This is a genomic window from Hydrogenophaga borbori, from assembly GCF_003417535.1.
GTDB lineage: Bacteria > Pseudomonadota > Gammaproteobacteria > Burkholderiales > Burkholderiaceae_C > Hydrogenophaga > Hydrogenophaga borbori.
In genome coordinates this window covers 135,221-152,947 of sequence record NZ_QVLS01000002.1, presented here as the reverse complement: position 1 = coordinate 152,947, position 17,727 = coordinate 135,221, and the positions used below count along the sequence as shown (strand labels likewise).

At 71.1% G+C, this 17,727-nt stretch carries 17 protein-coding genes; 12 read left to right on the top strand and 5 right to left on the bottom strand.

What is annotated here, in order from left to right; all coding sequences use genetic code 11:
- Window positions 1-4 precede the first annotated feature (4 nt).
- The 7 genes from nusB to DY262_RS03890 are packed head-to-tail and all read left to right on the top strand — an operon-like array spanning window position 5 to window position 4,995.
- Window positions 5-505, top strand: a complete 501-nt coding sequence (gene nusB / locus DY262_RS03920; protein ID WP_116957676.1) for a transcription antitermination factor NusB — start codon at window positions 5-7, stop codon at window positions 503-505.
- A complete protein-coding gene (locus DY262_RS03915; protein ID WP_116957675.1) occupies window positions 502-1,722 on the top strand; it encodes a pyridoxal phosphate-dependent aminotransferase in 1,221 nt (406 codons plus the stop codon). The genes nusB and DY262_RS03915 overlap by 4 nt, the downstream gene beginning before the upstream one ends.
- 17 nt (window positions 1,723-1,739) lie before the next feature.
- Window positions 1,740-2,150, top strand: coding sequence for a tol-pal system-associated acyl-CoA thioesterase (gene ybgC / locus DY262_RS03910; protein WP_116957998.1), 411 nt, complete (start codon window positions 1,740-1,742; stop codon window positions 2,148-2,150).
- A gap of 54 nt (window positions 2,151-2,204) precedes the next feature.
- Complete coding sequence (gene tolQ, locus DY262_RS03905; RefSeq protein ID WP_116957674.1) at window positions 2,205-2,918, top strand: protein TolQ; 714 nt, start codon at window positions 2,205-2,207, stop codon at window positions 2,916-2,918.
- A gap of 11 nt (window positions 2,919-2,929) precedes the next feature.
- Window positions 2,930-3,370 (top strand): biopolymer transporter ExbD, encoded by a 441-nt coding sequence (locus DY262_RS03900; RefSeq protein ID WP_116957673.1) that lies wholly within the window; start codon window positions 2,930-2,932, stop codon window positions 3,368-3,370.
- A 2-nt stretch (window positions 3,371-3,372) separates the two neighbouring features.
- Window positions 3,373-4,365, top strand: coding sequence for a cell envelope integrity protein TolA (tolA, locus tag DY262_RS03895; RefSeq protein ID WP_416187002.1), 993 nt, complete (start codon window positions 3,373-3,375; stop codon window positions 4,363-4,365).
- Window positions 4,366-4,386: 21 nt separating this feature from the next.
- Window positions 4,387-4,995 carry a YdeI/OmpD-associated family protein gene (locus tag DY262_RS03890; protein ID WP_116957672.1) on the top strand — a complete coding sequence of 203 codons (609 nt, stop codon included), beginning with the start codon at window positions 4,387-4,389 and terminating at the stop codon, window positions 4,993-4,995.
- Window positions 4,996-5,070: 75 nt separating this feature from the next.
- Here DY262_RS03890 and dnaE read toward each other — a convergent pair whose 3' ends face one another.
- The 5 genes from dnaE to DY262_RS03865 form a co-directional block, all read right to left on the bottom strand.
- Window positions 5,071-8,640 carry a DNA polymerase III subunit alpha gene (dnaE, locus tag DY262_RS03885; RefSeq protein ID WP_116957671.1) on the bottom strand — a complete coding sequence of 1,190 codons (3,570 nt, stop codon included), beginning with the start codon at window positions 8,638-8,640 and terminating at the stop codon, window positions 5,071-5,073.
- A 35-nt stretch (window positions 8,641-8,675) separates the two neighbouring features.
- Window positions 8,676-9,371 carry a DUF599 domain-containing protein gene (locus tag DY262_RS03880; RefSeq protein ID WP_116957670.1) on the bottom strand — a complete coding sequence of 232 codons (696 nt, stop codon included), beginning with the start codon at window positions 9,369-9,371 and terminating at the stop codon, window positions 8,676-8,678.
- Between the two features lie 124 nt (window positions 9,372-9,495).
- A complete protein-coding gene (locus DY262_RS03875) occupies window positions 9,496-10,050 on the bottom strand; it encodes a flavodoxin family protein (protein ID WP_116957669.1) in 555 nt (184 codons plus the stop codon).
- 22 nt (window positions 10,051-10,072) lie between these two features.
- Complete coding sequence (locus DY262_RS03870; protein ID WP_116957668.1) at window positions 10,073-10,480, bottom strand: DoxX family protein; 408 nt, start codon at window positions 10,478-10,480, stop codon at window positions 10,073-10,075.
- A 36-nt stretch (window positions 10,481-10,516) separates the two neighbouring features.
- Entirely contained in the window at window positions 10,517-11,218 is a 702-nt protein-coding gene (locus tag DY262_RS03865) for a pirin family protein (protein ID WP_116957667.1), read from the bottom strand.
- A 125-nt stretch (window positions 11,219-11,343) separates the two neighbouring features.
- On the opposite strand from DY262_RS03865, the gene DY262_RS03860 reads away from it, so the two are divergent.
- The 5 genes from DY262_RS03860 to DY262_RS03840 all read left to right on the top strand — a co-directional run bounded on the left by DY262_RS03860 (window position 11,344) and on the right by DY262_RS03840 (window position 17,668).
- Window positions 11,344-12,294: a LysR substrate-binding domain-containing protein gene (locus DY262_RS03860; RefSeq protein ID WP_245980803.1), complete on the top strand. Its 951-nt coding sequence runs from the start codon at window positions 11,344-11,346 to the stop codon at window positions 12,292-12,294.
- 25 nt (window positions 12,295-12,319) lie between these two features.
- Window positions 12,320-13,411: an NAD(P)/FAD-dependent oxidoreductase gene (locus DY262_RS03855; protein ID WP_116957665.1), complete on the top strand. Its 1,092-nt coding sequence runs from the start codon at window positions 12,320-12,322 to the stop codon at window positions 13,409-13,411.
- Between the two features lie 15 nt (window positions 13,412-13,426).
- Window positions 13,427-14,305, top strand: a complete 879-nt coding sequence (gene gluQRS / locus DY262_RS03850) for a tRNA glutamyl-Q(34) synthetase GluQRS (RefSeq protein WP_116957664.1) — start codon at window positions 13,427-13,429, stop codon at window positions 14,303-14,305.
- 1,014 nt (window positions 14,306-15,319) lie between these two features.
- A complete protein-coding gene (locus DY262_RS03845) occupies window positions 15,320-15,808 on the top strand; it encodes a hypothetical protein (RefSeq protein WP_116957663.1) in 489 nt (162 codons plus the stop codon).
- A 561-nt stretch (window positions 15,809-16,369) separates the two neighbouring features.
- Entirely contained in the window at window positions 16,370-17,668 is a 1,299-nt protein-coding gene (locus DY262_RS03840) for a hypothetical protein (protein WP_147326173.1), read from the top strand.
- The last annotated feature ends 59 nt before the right edge of the window (window positions 17,669-17,727 follow it).

The following is a 17,727-nucleotide window of genomic DNA, read 5'->3' as shown; positions in this document are numbered from 1 at the left end:
TTCCATGAGCACCGCCCCCGCTTCCGACCCCAGCCACGCCAAGCCGCGCAAAGCCACCGACAAGTCGGCCCGCACCCGCGCCCGCGAATTCGCGCTGCAGGCGCTCTACCAGCACCTGGTGGGCCACAACCCGGTCGATGACATCGACGCCTTCACGCGCGACCTCACCGGCTTCCACAAGTGCGACAGCCTGCACTTCGACGCCCTGGTGCGCGGCTGCATCGAACAGGCCGCCGAACTCGACGCGCTGATCGCGCCGCGACTGGACCGCCCGCTCGTCGAGACCTCGCCCATCGAGCACGGCGTGCTCTGGATCGGCGCCTACGAGCTGCGCCACTGCCTGGACGTGCCCTGGCGCGTGGTGCTCAACGAGTGCATCGAGCTCGCCAAGTCCTTCGGCGGCACCGACGGCCACAAGTTCGTCAACGGCGTGCTGCACCCCCTGGCCGAGCAGCTGCGCCCCGCCGAGGTGGCGGCGTCGCCCCGCGCCGGGGCCCGTCGATGAGGGTCTCGCGCCGGGCCGAGCGCGTCGAGCCTTTCTACGTGATGGAGCTGGCCAAGGCCGCCACCCGCCTCGCGGCCGAGGGCGGCGCCGGCCAGCGCCCGATGATCTACCTCAACATCGGCGAGCCCGACTTCACCGCCCCGCCGCTGGTGCAGCAGGCCGCCGAGCGCGCCATCCGCGACGGCCGCAGCCAGTACACCCAGGCCCTGGGCCTGCCCGCGCTGCGCGAGGCCATCGCCGGCTGGTACGCCACGCACTTCGGCGCCGCGGTCGACGCCTCGCGCATCGTCGTCACGGCCGGTGCCTCGGCCGCGCTGCAGCTGGCCTGCCTGGCGCTGATCGACGCCGGCGACGAGATCCTCATGCCCGATCCCAGCTACCCCTGCAACCGCCAGTTCGTGCAGGCGGCCGAGGGCGTGGCGCGCATGGTCCCCTGCGGGCCCGAGCAGCGTTTCCAGCTCAGCGCCGAGCAGGTGCACGCGCACTGGGGCGAGCGCACGCGCGGCGTGCTGCTGGCCTCGCCGTCCAACCCCACGGGCACCTCGATCGCGCGCGACGAACTGCAGCGCATCGCCGCCGCCGTGCGCGAACGCCAGGGCATCACGCTGCTCGACGAGATCTACCTCGGCCTGAGCCACGACGCCGCCTTCGGCCAGACCGCGCTCACCCTGCCCGACGGCCTGGGCGAGACCGTCATCAGCGTCAACAGCTTCAGCAAGTACTTCAACATGACGGGTTGGCGCCTGGGCTGGCTGGTGCTGCCGCCCGCCCTGGTGCCCGCGGTCGAGCGCCTGGCGCAGCACCTGTTCATCTGCCCCAGCGCCATTTCGCAGCACGCCGCGCTGGCCTGCTTCGAACCCGACAGCCTGGCCGAGTACGAGCGCCGCCGCGCCACCTTCAAGGCCCGGCGCGACTACTTCATCCCCGAGCTCAACCGCCTGGGCCTCACCGTGCCCGTGATGCCCGACGGCGCCTTCTACGCCTGGGCCGAGGTCGGCGCCCTGTGCGAGCGCTGGGGCATTGCACCGCCCGGCGACAGCCCCGAGACCGGTGGCAGCTGGCCCCTGGCCTTCGAGCTCATGCGCCGCTGCCAGCTCGCGGCCACGCCGGGGCGCGACTTCGCGCAGGCCGAGGCCGGGCGCTACCTGCGCTTCTCCACCGCCAACTCGATGGAGCAGCTGCAGGAGGCCGTGGCGCGGCTGGAGGCGGCCTGGTGAACGCGCAGCCACCGCTCATGGCGCCTTTCGAGTGGCGCGTGCGCGTCTACTGGGAAGACACCGACGCGGGCGGCATCGTGTTCTACGCCAACTACCTCAAGTTCTTCGAACGCGCCCGCACCGAATGGCTGCGCGCGCGCGGCGTGGAACAGCAACGCTTGCGCGAGGCCGAGGGCGCCATGTTCGTGGTGAGCGCCACCGACCTGCGCTACCTGCGCCCCGCGCGCCTGGATGATTTGCTTCTCGTTACCGCCGAGGTCACGGAAGCGGGCCGCGCCTCGCTGACAATCGCCCAGTCGGCGCGCCGGGACACCCCGGCGGGGGAATGCCTGTGCGAAGGCAGCATCCGCATCGGCTGGGTCGACGCCCACACCCTGGTGCCCCGGCGCATGCCGGCCTCCCTGCTCCAGGCCCTGGGCCTGGCCTGAACCGCCCCCGGTGACAGACCGAAACCTTTTCCACCTGTTCCGATCTCTGCACCCATGACCCCAGAACTCTCCATCGTCCAGCTCATGCTCCACGCGACCTGGGTGGTCCAGGCCGTGGTGGCGCTGCTCGTGCTGATGTCGCTCATCAGTTGGGCGGCCATCTTCCGCAAGCTCGGCACGCTCAAGCGCGTGCGCGCCCGCAACGACGCCTTCGAGCGCGAGTTCTGGTCGGGCACCAACCTGAACGAGCTGTACGCCGCCGCCGCGCAGAACGCCCGCCAGGCCGGCCCCATGGAGCGCATCTTCGCCAGCGGCATGCGCGAATTCAGCAAGCTGCGCGAGCGCCGCATCACCGACAGCGGCGCCCTGCTCGATGGCGCGCGCCGCGCCATGCGCGCCAGCTTCCAGCGCGAACTCGACGTGATGGAGTCCAACCTCTCCTTCCTGGGCACGGTGGCCTCCGTGGCCCCCTACGTGGGTCTGTTCGGCACGGTCTGGGGCATCATGCACGCCTTCACCGGCCTGGCCTCGCTGGCCCAGGTCACGCTGGCCACGGTGGCGCCCGGCATCGCCGAAGCCCTGGTGGCCACGGCCATCGGCCTGTTCGCCGCCATTCCGGCGGTGGTGGCCTACAACCGTTTCGCGCACGACATCGACCGCGTCGCCAACGGCCTGGAGACCTTCATGGAGGAGTTCTCCAACATCCTGCAGCGCAACCTGGGCTCGCACCCGCCCCAGCACGCCACGGCGTCGGCATCCACCTTCTGAGGCACTGAACCATGGCCAAGCTCGCCGCCCGCGGCCGCGGCCGCCGCACGATGAACGAGATCAACATGGTCCCGTTCATCGACGTCATGCTGGTGCTGCTGATCATCTTCATGGTCACGGCCCCGCTCATCACACCCAGCCAGATCGCCCTGCCCACCGTGGGCCAGGCCCAGCGCCAGCCCGACCGCTTCGTGCAGGTGACCATCGACAAGGAAGAACAATTGCGCGTGCGCGAAGGCAGCAGCAGTGGCGAGGGCGCGCTCGTGCCCCTCAACCTGCTGGCCGCGCGCGTGCTCGAGCTGCAGGGCACGGGCCAGGCCGATCAGGCCGGCGTGCCCGTGATCATCAGCGCCGACAAGACCATCCGCTACGAGACCGTGGTGCGCACCATGGACACCCTGCAGCGCGCCGGCGTGCAGCGCGTGGGCCTGTCGGTGCAGACCACCCGCTGAGCTTGTCCGACCCGATCGCCATGCGCTCCACCGCCGACCACCTCGACCTCGCCCCGCCACCACAGGGCCGTTGGGGCGGCGCACTGGGCAAGGCCATCGGCGTTCACGCCCTGCTGATCCTCGCGCTTACCTGGGGCGTGAACTGGCGCCGCGACGCCGACACGCCGGCCGTGGAGGCCGAGCTGTGGTCGCGCCTGCCCCAGCAGGCCGCGCCGCGCGCCACCGCCCCGCCACCGCCACCCGCACCGGCCCCCACGCCGCCCGCGCCGGTGCCACCGCCCCCGCCTCCTGTGCCGGCCCCCGCGCCGGCCCCTGCGCCGCGCCCGGCGCCGCCACCGCCGCCCGCCCCGGCGCAGCAGCAGGCCGACATCGCCACGCAGAAGGCCAAGGAGAAGGAGAAGGCGGAACGCGAACGCGCCGAGCGCCTCGCGGCGGAGAAGAAAGCCGAGGAAAAGAAGGCGGCGGAGAAGGCCGCCGCCGAGAAGAAGGCCGCGGCCGAGAAAGCCGCCGCGGAAAAATTGGCGGCCGAGAAGAAGCGCGCCGAGGCCGAGCGCCAGCAAAAGCTCGCCGAGGAAAAACGCGAGGCCCAGCGCAAGGCCGAACAGGAGAAGCGCCAGGCGCAGCTGCAGGAGCAGCTGCGCAAGGAGCAGATGGCCCGCATGATGGGACAGGCCGGCGCCAGCGGCTCGCCGCAGAGCACGGGCACGGCCCAGCAGTCCAGCGGGCCTTCGGGCAGCTATCTGGGCAAGGTGATCGCGGCCATCCGGCCCAACATCGTGTTCACCGAAATCGCGCCGGGCAACCCGCGGGCCGAGGTCGAGGTGCGCGTGGCGCCCGACGGCACCATCACCGGCCGCCGGCTGGTCAAGAGCAGCGGACACCCCGCCTGGGACGAGGCGGCACTGCGCGCCATCGACCGCACCGGCACCCTGCCGCGCGACACCGACGGTCGCGTGTACTCACCCATGCTGATCGGCCTGCGACCGCAGGACTAGGGTCCGCGGCACACTGCGCACATGCCCGCCGCTGCACCCGCCACCCCCACACTGTTCAAGAACGCTGAGGCCTTCGAGGCCTGGCTCCGGAAGCACCACGCCACGTCCGACGGGCTGTGGCTCAAGATCGCCAAGCGCGGTACCACCGAGCCCAGCGTCACCTATCCCGAGGCGGTGGAGATCGCGCTGTGCTGGGGCTGGATCGACGGCCAGAAGAAGGGCCTGGACGACCGGCACTTCCTGCAGCGCTTCACGCCGCGGCGCCCGCGCAGCCTCTGGTCGAAGACCAACGTCGACAAGGTGGCCAGGCTGATCGAGGCCGGTCGCATGCAGCCGCCGGGCCAGGCGCAGATCGAGGCCGCCCAGGCCGACGGCCGCTGGGCCCAGGCCTACGACGGTGCGAGGACGTCTACCGCGCCCGACGACCTCGTCGCCGCGCTGGACGCCAGGCCGCCGGCCAAGGCCTTCTTCGCCACCCTCAACGCGAGCAACCGCTACGCCGTGCTCTGGCGCATCCAGACGGCCGTCCGGCCGGAGACGCGCGCGAAGCGCATCGCGCAGCTGGTGGACATGCTCGCCCGCGGCGAAACCGTGCACATCTTCAAGCCCAAGCCCAAGGCTGGCGCCTGAGGCCGGCATCTGAGGCCCGACCCATCGCGCATGGCCCGGCGCCTCGGCCGAGCGCGCGGTGCCCGCGGCGCTCGGTCAATCGAACACGATCTCCGCCCGCTGCTCGTGCGCCTGGGCCATCCAGCTCGCCAGCGCCGCGTCCGTCGGGAAAAACAGCGCGCGGTCGTCCAGCTGCAGCTCGCAGCGCGCGCCCTCCCGCTGCAAGGCCAGGCGCACCGGCAGGCCACGCACGAACTCGCCCTGGTCGCTCATCTCGCGCTTGGGCGGGAAGTCGCGCACCAGCTGAGCCACGGACGGCGCGTGCCCGTTCACCGCCACGCGCAGGTACTTGCCGAAGCGGCAGCGCGCGCTGGCGAGGTCCCAGACCTGCTGGATCTTCAGGCGCAGGCCACCCGAGAAGCGGTCCGGCTGCGCCACCGCCTGCACCACGATCAGTTCGTCGTCCTTCAACAGGGCGCGGTGCGTGTTGATGAGGTTTTCGTCGGCGCTGGTTTCCATCACGCCGGTCTTGTCGTCGATCTTGAACAGCGCGAGCTTGCCGCGCTGGCCATTGATGACGCGGAAGTCCGTCACGATGCCCGCGAGGATCACCGGGTCGCGGCTGTCCACCACGTCCACCAGGCGCGTGCGCGCGAAGCGGCGCACCTCGCGCTCCACCTCGTCGAACAGGTGGCCCGAGAAGTAGAAGCCGATGGCGCTCTTCTCGTGCGTGAGCTTTTCCTTCACGCCCCAGGGCATGGCGGCGACCAGATCGGGCTCCTGCGTGCTGGAGCCATGGTCGTCGCCGCCCAGCATGTCGAACAGCCCACCCTGGTGCGCGTTGGCCTGCGTGGTGGCCGCGTATTCGAAGGCGATGTCCAGCGTGGCCAGCAGCTCGGCGCGGTTCAGGTGCAGGGCGTCGAAGGCGCCGGCCTTGATGAGGGCTTCCACCGTGCGCTTGTTCAGGCGCGTGCGGTCCATGCGCAGGCAGAAGTCGAACAGGCTCTTGAACGGGCCGCTCTCGCCGCCGTTGGGGCCTTCGCCACGGCCCTCGCGCGCGGCCACGATGGCCTCGATGGCCTGCTGGCCCGTGCCCTTGATGGCGCCCAGGCCGTAGCGGATGAGCTTGTCCGTCACCGGCTCGAAGCGGTAGACGCCGCGGTTCACGTCGGGTGGCTCGAAGGCCATGCCCATCTTCTGCGCGTCCTCGAACAACACCTTGAGCTTGTCGGTGTCGTCCATTTCCACGGTCATGTTGGCGCAGTAGAACTCCGCCGTGTAGTGCACCTTGAGCCAGCCCGTGTGGTAGGCCAGCAGCGAGTACGCGGCCGCGTGCGACTTGTTGAAGCCGTAGCCCGCGAACTTCTCCATCAGGTCGAAGACCTCGTCGGCCTTGTCCTGCGGGATGCCGTGGGTCTTGAGCGCACCGGCGCGGAATTTCTCGCGGTGCTCGGCCATCTCCTCGGCCTTCTTCTTGCCCATGGCGCGCCGCAGCAGGTCGGCGCCACCGAGCGAGTAGCCGCCCAGGATCTGCGCCGTCTGCATCACCTGCTCCTGGTAGACCATGATCCCGTAGGTCTCGCTGAGCATGTCGGCCACGGCCGGGTGCGGGTACTCCACCGTCTCGCGCCCGTGCTTGCGCGCCACGAAGCTGGGGATCAGGTCCATCGGGCCCGGCCGGTACAGCGCGTTGAGCGCGATCAGGTCCTCCAGGCGCGTGGGCTTGGCGTCGCGCAGCATGCCCTGCATGCCGCGGCTTTCAAACTGGAACACGGCTTCGGTCTGGCCGCGCGAGAACAGGGCATAGACCTTGGGGTCGTCGAGCCGCACATCTTCGTAGCGGAAGTTCTCCTGGCCCTTGTGGCGCTTCATGATGAACTCGCGCGCAATTTCCAGGATGGTGAGCGTGGCCAGGCCCAGGAAGTCGAACTTCACCAGACCGATCGCCTCGACGTCGTCCTTGTCGTACTGGCTCACGGCCGATTCGCTGCCGGGCTGTGCGTACAGCGGGCAGAAGTCGGTGAGCTTGCCGGGCGCGATCAGCACGCCGCCCGCGTGCATGCCCACGTTGCGGGTCATGCCCTCGAGCTTCTGCGCCAGCTCGATCAGGGTCTTGACGTCCTCTTCCTGGCGCACGCGCTCGGCCAGCACAGGCTCCATCTCGAGCGCGTAGTTGTTCTTGTCGCCCTCCTTCTTGGGCACGGGCGGGTACTGCAGGGTCACGCTCATGCCGGGCTTGTTGGGCACGAGCTTGGAGATGCCGTCGCAGAAGCCGTAGGACAGGTCGAGCACGCGGCCCACGTCGCGGATGGCCGCGCGCGCGGCCATGGTGCCGAAGGTGGCGATCTGGCTCACCGCGTCCTTGCCGTACTTCTGCTTCACGTACTCGATGACGCGGTCGCGGTTGCCCTGGCAGAAGTCGATGTCGAAGTCGGGCATGGACACCCGCTCCGGGTTGAGGAAGCGCTCGAACAGCAGGTTGTATTGCAGCGGGTCGAGGTCGGTGATCTTGAGCGCATAGGCCACCAGCGAGCCCGCGCCCGAGCCGCGGCCCGGCCCCACCGGGCAGCCGTTGTTCTTGGCCCAGTTGATGAAGTCGCCCACGATCAGGAAGTAGCCCGGGAAGCCCATCTTGAGGATGGTGCCGATCTCGAACTCCAGGCGCTCGACGTAGCGCGGGCGCTGCTTCTCGCGCTCGGCCTCGTCGGGGTACAGGTGCGCCAGGCGCTCCTCCAGGCCGTCGAAGGAAGACTGGCGGAAGAAGTCCTCCATGGGCATGGGCACGCCATCGATGAGCGGCGTGGGGAAGTTGGGCAGCTGCGGCTTGCCCAGCACCAGCGTGAGGTTGCAGCGCTTGGCGATCTCGGCCGTGTTGGCCACGGCCGATGGCAGGTCGGCGAACAGCGCGCTCATGTCGGCGGCGGGCTTGAACCACTGCTCGCGCGTAAAACGGCGCACGCGCCGGTTGTTGGCCAGGATCTCGCCCTCGGCGATGCACACGCGCGCCTCGTGCGACTCGTAGTCGTCGGGCTGCAGGAACTGCACCGGGTGCGTGGCCACCACCGGCAGGCGCAGCCGCGCGGCCAGCTGCGCGGCCGCAACCACGTGGCGTTCGTCGTCGGCGCGGCCGGCGCGCTGCACCTCGATGTAGAAGCGGTGCGGGAACAGGGTGGCCAGGTTCAGGGCGGCGTCGCTCGCGCGCTGCGGATCGCCGGCCATCAGCGCCTGCCCCACCGGGCCGGCCTGCGCGCCCGACAGCAGGATCAGGCCCGCGTTGAGCTCTTCGAGCCATTCGCGCTTGATCACGGCCTGGTCGCGCACCACGTTGCGCGTCCAGGCGCGCGCCAGCAGCTCGCTCAGGTTCAGGTAGCCCTGCTTGTCCTGCACCAGCAGCAACACGCGCGGCAGCGGTGGCTGGTGGGCGCCGGGCATGGCGTTCGGGGTTTCTTCGGTGAAGCCTTGCAGCAGCACCTCGGCGCCGATGATGGGCTTGACGCCGGCATCGCGCCCCGCGCGGTAGAACTTGACGGCGCCGAAGAGGTTGCTGAGGTCGGTGATGGCCAGCGCGGGCTGGCCGTCGGCCGCGGCGGCGGCCATCACCTCATCGATGCGGTTGGTGCCGTCGACGACGGAAAACTCGGTGTGCAGGCGCAGGTGAACGAACATCGCCCGATTTTAGAAGGCGCCCCTCTGTCCCCGATTCAGTCGCGCAGGATGCGCAGCACCTCGGAGCGGAATTCCCGGCTGTACAGGATGGCCGTCACCACGGCCGTGGCCATCACCATGGCCAGGGGCGAGACGAACCAGCCCAGCAGCGCGAACGAAAAGTAGTACGCGCGCAGGCCGTCGTTCATGGTTTCGGCGGCCGAGGCCACCAGGGCACCCGCGCGGTCGGCGTAGGCCCGCCGGTCGAACTTGCCCGAGGCGAAATCCTCGGGCGGTGGCATGGAGCCGATCACCAGGGCCACGAAGGTGTACTGCCGCATGGACCAGGAGAAGCGGAAGAACGAATACACGAAGATCGCGATCAGCACCAGGATCTTGAACTCGAAGACGATCAGCGTGGTCGCCTGCGCGAAGGGGATCTCGCTCATCAGCTCGGTCGCCTTGTCCGTGGTGCCCAGCAGCGCGAACAGGCCGCCGATGATCAGGATGGACGTGGACGAGAAGAAGGACGGCGTGCTCGACAGGTTCTGCGTGATCAGGCCATCGAGCATGCGCGGGTCGCGGGCGATGGCCTGCTCCATCCAGTAGCGCCGGTAGCGGTTGGTGGTGGCCAGCAGCGAGGGCCTGCGCCGGGCCCAGGGCTTGGCAACCATCGCGTAGCCGATCCAGAGCGAAAAAAAGCAGACCAGCGCGAGCCAGTCTGCCCAGGGGAGGATGCTGAAGATCTTCATGGAGGCGGAATATTAGACCCCCGCGCTCCGCCGCTGCGCGGGTCGCTGCCCCCAGGGGGGGCTGATCCGCCTTGGGGCGGCCCGGCGGCGGATCGGTCTTCGCCAGCCACCGTTGCCGCACGCATCAGTTCTTGAACCTTGCCGCGATCGCCGCCACCCGCTCGCCGAACAGGCGCGCCGTTTCCAGATCGCCCGCCCGCATGTCCTTGGCGCCCGCGTCGGACGGCGACTGCGCGATGGCACCGCTGTAGGACACGAGGTAGTTCACGTCGTCGCGCTGGGCCGCCTGGGTGTTGGCGGGCATCAGTCCCTGGCTCACCCAGATCATGCCGTGCTGCATGGCCAGGGTGAACAGGGTGTTCAGCGTGGCCAGCTTGTCGCCGTTCATGCCCGCGCTGTTGGTGAAGCCGGCGGCGATCTTGTCCTTCCACTTCTGCGCGAACCAGGGTTTGCTGGAGGCGTCGGCGAACTTTTTGAACTGCCAGCTCACGCTGCCCATGTAGGTGGGCGAGCCGAAGACGATGGCGTCCGCCGCGTCCAGCGCCTCCCAGCCGCCTGGGGGCAGGTTGCCATCGGCGTCGATGGCGATGAGCTCGGCCCCCGCGCCATCGGCCACCGACTGCGCCATGCGCTGCGTGTGGCCGTAGCCGGAGTGGTAGACGACAAGCACTTTGGTCATGCGTGTGCGCTCCGGTGTGCGATCAGGCGCCGCGCTTGGCGTCCAGGCTCCAGCCGCCGGCGCCGAAGGCGGCGAAGGCGAGCAGGCCACCGACGACCGCGATGTTCTTGAAGAACAGCAGCTGCTGCACCATCTGCTGCTCGGCCGGCACCGCCCAGTAGGCGTGGAAGAAGACGCTCGCCACCAGCGTGAACACCGCCAGCGCGATGGCCGCGAGGCGCGCCCGGTAGCCGATCAGCAGCGCCAGGCCGCCGAAGAGCTCGATCACCAGCGCGATCGCCACCCCCACGGTCGGCAGCGGCAGGCCCATGGCCGTGGCATAGCCCACGGTGCCGGAGAAGCCGGCGATCTTGCCGAAGCCGGCCGGCACGAAGAGCACGGCCAGGAGGATGCGGCCGATCAGGGCCAGGGGATTTTGCAGGGCGTTCATGGGAGTTTCTCCAGGGTTGAAAAGCGGTTGGGGGAATCAGTGGGCGAGGTCGAACACCAGCACCTCGGCGTCTTGGCCCTTGTCCAGGGTAAGCGAAGTCTCGCCGTCCAGCACGGCCGCGTCGCCGCCGGCCAGGCGCTGGCCATTGACCTCGAGCTGGCCGCGCACCAGGTGCACGTAGGCCTTGCGCTTCGGGTCCAGCGCGATCTGCGCGGCTTCGGCGCCGTCGAACAGGCCCGCGTACATGGCGGCGTCGGCGTGAATGGTCACCGAGCCGTCCCGGCCGTCGGGCGAGGCCACCAGGCGCAGCCGGCCGCGCTTGTCGGCCTCGGCGAAGCCCTTCTGCTCGTAGCTCGGCTCGATGCCGCGCTGGTTCGGCTCGATCCAGATCTGCAGGAAGTGCGTGGTGTCGTTCGGCGCGTGGTTGAACTCGCTGTGGCGCACGCCGCTGCCGGCGCTCATGCGCTGCACGTCGCCGGGCGGGATGCCCTTGACGTTGCCCATGCTGTCCTTGTGCGCCAGGTTGCCCTGCAGCACGTAGCTGATGATCTCCATGTCGCGGTGGCCATGCGTGCCGAAGCCGGTGCCCGGGGCGATGCGGTCCTCGTTGATGACGCGCAGGTTGCCCCAGCCCATCCAGGCGGGGTCGAAGTAGTCGGCGAAGGAGAAGGAGTGGTAGCTCTTGAGCCAGCCGTGATCGGCGTAGCCACGGGCGTCGGAGCGGCGGATCTGCATCATGGTGGGGTCCTTTCTTTCGGGGGCCAGCGGGCTGGCATGGGCTGAATTCTGGGCGTCGAGCCCCCGACCCGGGCCGCAGGCTTTTGATGGCATCATTCAAAATCTTTGAACACAAACACCCCCAGATGCCCGCTCCCATCAGCGCCCGCAGCGCCCTGTCCGCCGAGAACCTGGCCCTGGTGGAGGCCGTCTCCCGGCTCGGCAGCATGGCCGCCGCCGCACGCGACCTGGGCATGGTGCCCAGCGCCCTCACCTACCGCATCCGCCAGATCGAAGACGCGCTGGACGTGCTGCTGTTCGACCGCAGCGCGCGCCGCGCCATGCTCACCCCGGCCGGCGAGGAACTGCTGCGCGCGGGCGAATTCCTGCTCAACGAGTTCGACGCCGTGGCGCGCCGCGTCAAGCGCGTGGCCACGGGCTGGGAGCCGCAGTTCACCATCGCGGCCGACGCGCTGATCTCGCGCGCCACGCTGTTCGAGCTGTGCGAATCCTTCTACGCCACCGGCGCGCCCACGCGGCTGCGGCTGCGCGCCGAAACGCTCTCGGGCACGCTGGAGGCCCTGCAGAACGGGCTGGCCGACATCGCCCTGGGCGTGGCGGCCGATTCCGTGGGCCCGGGCCTGCAGGCCGCGCCGCTGGGCACGGCGGGCTTCGTCTATGCCGTGGCGCCGCACCACCCGCTGGCGCGCGTGGCGGCCACGCTGACCGAGGAGCACATGCGTCAGCACCGCGCCGTGGCCGTGGCCGACAGCACCCAGCGCGGCCGCGGCGTCAGCCACAACCTGCTGCCCGGCCAGGACGTGCTCACCGTGCCCACCATGCAGCACAAGCTGGAGGCGCAGTTGCGCGGCCTGGGCGCGGGTTTCCTGCCCACGGCGCTGGCCCAGCCCTTCATCAACGCCGGGCGGCTGGTGGTCAAGCCGGTGCAGCAGGGCGAACGCAGCTTCCGCGTGGCCTATGCCTGGCGTCAGACGCGCCACGCCGCCGACGGTGCCCGCGCGCTGCGCTGGTGGCTGGACCACCTCAAGCACGCCGGCACGCGCGAGGCCTTGCTGAACAACCACCACCAGAGTTGAGCACCGCCACTGCTACATTCGCGCCATGACTTCACGCCCCGCCCCGATTCCGCGCGCTCCCTTGCACGTCGCCGTGGTGGGCGCGGGCATGGCGGGCGTCACCGCCGCGCGCACCCTGCTGCAGGCCGGCCACCGCGTCACGCTGATCGAGGCCGCGTCCGCCGTCGGTGGGCGCATGGCCACCCGGCGCACCGAGTTCGGCGGATTCGACCCCGGCGTGCAGTACTTCACCGTGCGCGATGCGCGCTTCGAGCTCGCGCTGCGCGCCACCGCCACCCGCGCCGTGCGCGCGTGGAGCGCCAGCACCGTGCGCGTGCTCGACGCCGTCGGCCATGTGCTGGCCAGCGCCCCGCCGCCCACCGAGCCGCACTTCGTGGCCGCGCCGGGCATGAACGCCCTGGTCGCGCTCTGGGCGCAGCCGCTGCTGCAACCCGAGGCCCACGGCCAGGCGTCGGCCCTGGCGCTGCTGGACACGCGGGTGGCGCAAATCGAAGCCGACGCCCTGCACCCCCGGCAATGGCAACTGCGCACCGACGACGGCGAGGGCGGCCAGCGCGTGCTGGGCGGCTTCGATCGCGTGCTGCTGGCCATTCCCCACCCGCAGGCGCACGCGCTGCTGCTGGCCTCGGGCCTGGCGCCCGAGCTGCGCGCCGCGCTGGCGCCGGTGCATGTGGCGCCGTGCTGGACGCTGATGGTCGCCTTCCCCCAGGCCATGCAACCGGGCCTGTACCACCTGGGCCCGCAGTGGAGCGCGGCGCGCAGCACGCACCACCGCATCAGCTGGCTGGCGCGCGAGTCGAGCAAGCCGGCGCGCGACCCCATCGAGCGCTGGACGGTGCAGGCCAGCCCCGCGTGGTCGACCAAGCACCTGGAAGACGACGGCGAGCGCGTGAAGGCCAAGCTGCTCAAGGGTTTCGCCGAGATCACCGGCATCCGCGCCACGCCGCCCTTCGCCGAGGTGCAGCGCTGGCGCTACGCGCAGACGCAGACCCCGCTGGGCCGCAGCCACCTGCTCGACACCGCGCTGGGCATTGGCCTGTGCGGCGACTGGTGCCTGGGCCACCGGGTGGAGGACGCCTTCGTGTCCGGCCTGGAGCTTGCGCTGGCCGTGGCCTGAAAGCCCCATGAACCGGTGAGCTACCGCGGACGCTTCGCGCCCTCACCCACCGGCCCGCTGCACGCGGGCTCGCTGGTGGCCGCGCTGGCCAGCTGGCTGGACGCGCGCGCCCACGGCGGCGCCTGGCTCGTGCGCATCGAGGACGTGGACACGCCGCGCTGCATCCCCGGGGCCGACCAGCTCATCCTGCAACAGCTCGCCGCCTGCGGCCTGGAGAGCGACGAGCCCGTGGTGTGGCAATCGGCGCGCGGCGCCGGCTACCAGGCCGCGCTGGACCGGCTCATCGCGCAGGGCGACGTGTTCCCCTGCGCCTGCTCGCGCCAGGACATCGAGCGCGCGCTGCTGGCCAACGGCACGCCGCGCGAACGCCACCAGGCCGCCGTGTACCCGGGCACCTGCCGGCCGGAGAACGGCGGCCTGCGGGGCCGCGCGCCGCGCGCCTGGCGCTTTCGGGTGCCGGACGGCGCCCCGGTGCGCTGGCACGACCGCCGCCTCGGCCCGCAGTCGCAGGACGTGGCGGCCACGGTGGGCGACTTCATCCTGCGCCGCGCCGACGGCCTGTGGGCCTACCAGCTCGCCGTGGTGGTGGACGACGCCGCGCAAGGCATCACCCACGTGGTGCGCGGCGAGGACCTGGCCGACAACACGCCGCGCCAGATCCTGCTGCAGCGCGCGCTGGGCTTGCCCACGCCGCAGTACCTGCACACGCCGCTGGTGCGGGGCGACAACGGCGAGAAGCTGAGCAAGCAGAACGGCGCCCAGGCGCTGGACCTGAGCGACCCGCTCGCGGCCCTGAACGCGGCGGCGCGCGCGCTGGGCTTGAGCCCGCGCACGGGGACCGTCGCCTCGGCACTGAAGGACTGGTCCCGGGCCTGGGCCGGCTCTGCGCCTTAAGCGCTCCATCAGGAACGGGCCTGTCCGGCCCGACCACTCAACCGGCGTTCAGCGACCGCGGCCCACGGCCGCAGCCTCACCGCCCGACCATGGAACGCCACACATCGCCCACGGCGCCAAAGACCGCGCAGCCTTTGCGGACCAGCGCCGAGACCGCGCCACCCGAGCGCCCACCCGCCACACCCCCATCGACCGGGTGGGGATCCAGCCTATCCACGCACTTCCAGCGGATGGGCATCGGCCTCAACGCCGCCCTCAACCAAGACGGCCAATACCAACAGGCCCACCGCCAACTCATGGCGTGGGGGCACGACGCGCAAGCGGCCACGGCCATCGCCAAGACGGCCGACTACCCCCGCCTGCACGCGCTGGTGTTCAGCACCCTGATCGGCCCACCGCCCTTCGCCCCACGCACACCCCGCCGGTGCCGCCAGGCCGCCGCCAGGGCCGGCGACGCGTCCACGCTCCGGGCGGCCCTGTTCCGGTGGTGCGTCGGCGCCGACTGGACGGTCTGGCGTGCCGTGGCCAGCGCCTGGCTGGGTGAGATCGTGAGCCTGCAAGGTCCCGACGATGGGGACACGGTCCTCACCCTCATTCAGACACTCGCCCAACCCGACCCCTCCCGGCCGCACGAATGGGTTCCGCGATTGGCCGAGCTGCTGAGCGACACCCTGGAGCACCTGCCACCCGAGCGGCGCCTGAACTGGCTGCGGGCGCTGGACGCGCAGGCCACGCGAAGGCTCCATGCGCAATGGCCCGCGGAGACCGCCTTCCCGGTGGCGCAGGCGGCCTTGTGCGGCGCCGCGCGCGCGCTGATCGACGCGCACAGCGACCCGGCCCCCCCGCCCCTGGATGGGGTGCTCACCACCCCGTCACGTGACGACAAGCCGCGCCTGATCGAGCTGTTCCGCCGCTGCGCCTCGGCGGCGCTGGCCTATCACGCCGGCGATGCGACCAAGGCCGCGGCGCTGGCCAGCCGGACCCACTCTTGTTCCGCTCCACCGGCCTCACACCATGCACCACGACCCCGGCACTTTCGCGACCGACCTCGCCCGCCTGCTGCAGGCCGAGCCCGAGCTGTTCGGCCAGCTCGAAATCGACGGTCAGGTGGTCAGCGGCGCGCTCGGGCACGAGCACCCCATGGCCTGGCGCTGCCTGAGCGATCTCGAGGCCGTCGAGACCCTGACCCTGGTGTCGCCCTCGCCGGCCGAGCTCGACACCCTGCCCCACTGGCGCGACCCGGGCTGGTCCATCTCGACGCGGGACCTGGCGCCCGAAGCCAGCCTCACGCTCTGGTGGCACGCGGCCACGCAGCAGGCCATGCTGGCCTCGCAGATCCCGCTGAATGAACTCAGGCACGACGCGGTGGCGCGCACGCTGCGCCTGCACCACGAAGGACTGGACCTGTGCCGCCGAATGGCGCGCCAGGCCTGGGCCGACGCCCGCCCGCGCGGCGCCATCGCGCTCGGGGGCGCCGAGCCGCCGGGCTGCGGGTTCGCCTGATGCCGCCGCTGTCTCCCCCGCCCCCGCGTCCCCACCCACCCATCGCTGCGGATGAAACCGACCCCGACCTTCGTTGGCAAGAAGACCCGCCGAGCGGCCCCCCAAGAGGAAAAAACCCGCTCCCTGTCGCGCTCGCAGACGCCGACCACCGCGCTGTCCAGTTCTGAAGAGACGGCACGCGCGTCGGCGTCCCCACGCGCCTCGGCCTCCACCCCCACCACCCCGCAACTCGCCAGGGAAGCGATGGCCTCCGGCCCCGAACGTTTCACGCTCCCCCAGCCGACCTCGCCCCACCACAGGACCGGGTCCTGGTCCCTGAGCGCCAGCCGCGAACCCCGCGCGGAAGGGACGGGCAAGCCATGCACCGACACCGCCGGGCCCACCCCACGCACGTCGCCCCTTTCGGCGCAGCAGCTGCTGTTCGGCGGCGACTCACCGCCGATCCGACAGACCGGCGAGGGATCGGGGGTGTCGTTCCAGGTGTTGCGGTGCGACGAGCTGCCCCAGTGGAAACACCCGATCGTCCAGCTGGCCCTGCAATGGCTGGAGGGTGCACAGACCATGGAAGCGGTCCGCTTGCTCACCGCGGTGGCGTCGAGCACCACCGAGCCCGCGCTGCGGCGACATCTGCTGGGCCAGATCAAGCGCTGGGAGCCCCACCTCATCCTGGTGTGCCGGCAGTGGTTCCAGCAAGGCCGGGCACCAGACGCGCTCCTGCTGCTCGATGAGGCGATGGCGGCCGCCAACACCCACTACTTGGCCTTCAACCTGCTGAAGGCGCTCTCGCCGGAACTCATCCCGCTGGCCCACCAAGCGCCCGCGCTGAAGCACTGCCCGGGCATCGGCCGGGCCATCCGCCTGCTGGCCAAATCCGGGTGGTGGAGGCCCCAACAGCCTTGCTACCTGGACCCCGCCGTGCGGGCCACGCTGCTGGCGCTGGGCGACTGGGCCTCGGTGGTGGTCGCCCTTGACCAGGAGGTGAGCGAACGGCTCGGGCAGCCGGTGCAGGCCGGCGGACCGGACGGGATCGACCCCCTTCTGGACGCGCTGGAGACCTTGTTCCATGGCGCCGACGCACACCAGGACAAGCCCTTGATGCTGCGCGTCCTCGGCTGGACGCAGTACCTGGCCTGCCATGGCGCCTCGGCCCTGGCTTCGCAAGCGAAGCGGCTCAAGCGCCATGAGCGCCTGAGCCAGCGCTGTGGCGAGGCCCTGCGCGACGGGGGCCACGCCATCCGAACGGACCACCCGCCAGCGCAGGAAAAGCCCCCGGGACTGGCCAGCTGGCACCCGCCGATCGTGTCGGCCCGCGGCCCGCGCAAGGAGCCGCCCTCCCCCGTGCGCCTCTCCAGCGGCGGCCTGCGCGGGAGCGATCCGTCCAGCGAGAAGCGCCCGCCGGACACCGTCGATGGCCAGGAAACGGCCGGGGAACTGCCGATCGACCGGGCGTCCGCGCTGAGGCTGTGCATCGAACACGCCACGCGCACGAAGACCCTGGACGCGCTGCTGGACCACCTGCGGCGGTGGCAGGGCGGGCCTCCCCCCAAACCGTCTCTGGCCAGCTTGCTGGACATCGCCGGCCAGGCCCCCCACAGCGACGCGCAGCGGGCCGCGTTGATCCGCCGTCTCATCCCCTGGCTGCCCGCCAGCGACCCGGCCGACGCCGCGCTGCACACCGCCTGTGTCACGGCCATCCTGGGCTTGCCGACGGGCGAAGCGCGCGAGCGCTGCGTCCAGCAGTACCTGGCCGCCTTTGCCGGCGGCGCGGAGACGGCCATGGCGCAGCTGTTCGACCTGTCCTCCGACGCCGATGACATCGCCGCGCGCGTCACCGGACTGCTCACCTTCGACACCCACTGACCCGCCTGCGGCGGCGCGCCCCGCGCCGTCCCCCTGCACGCACGCGTGCCGCCCCGCCA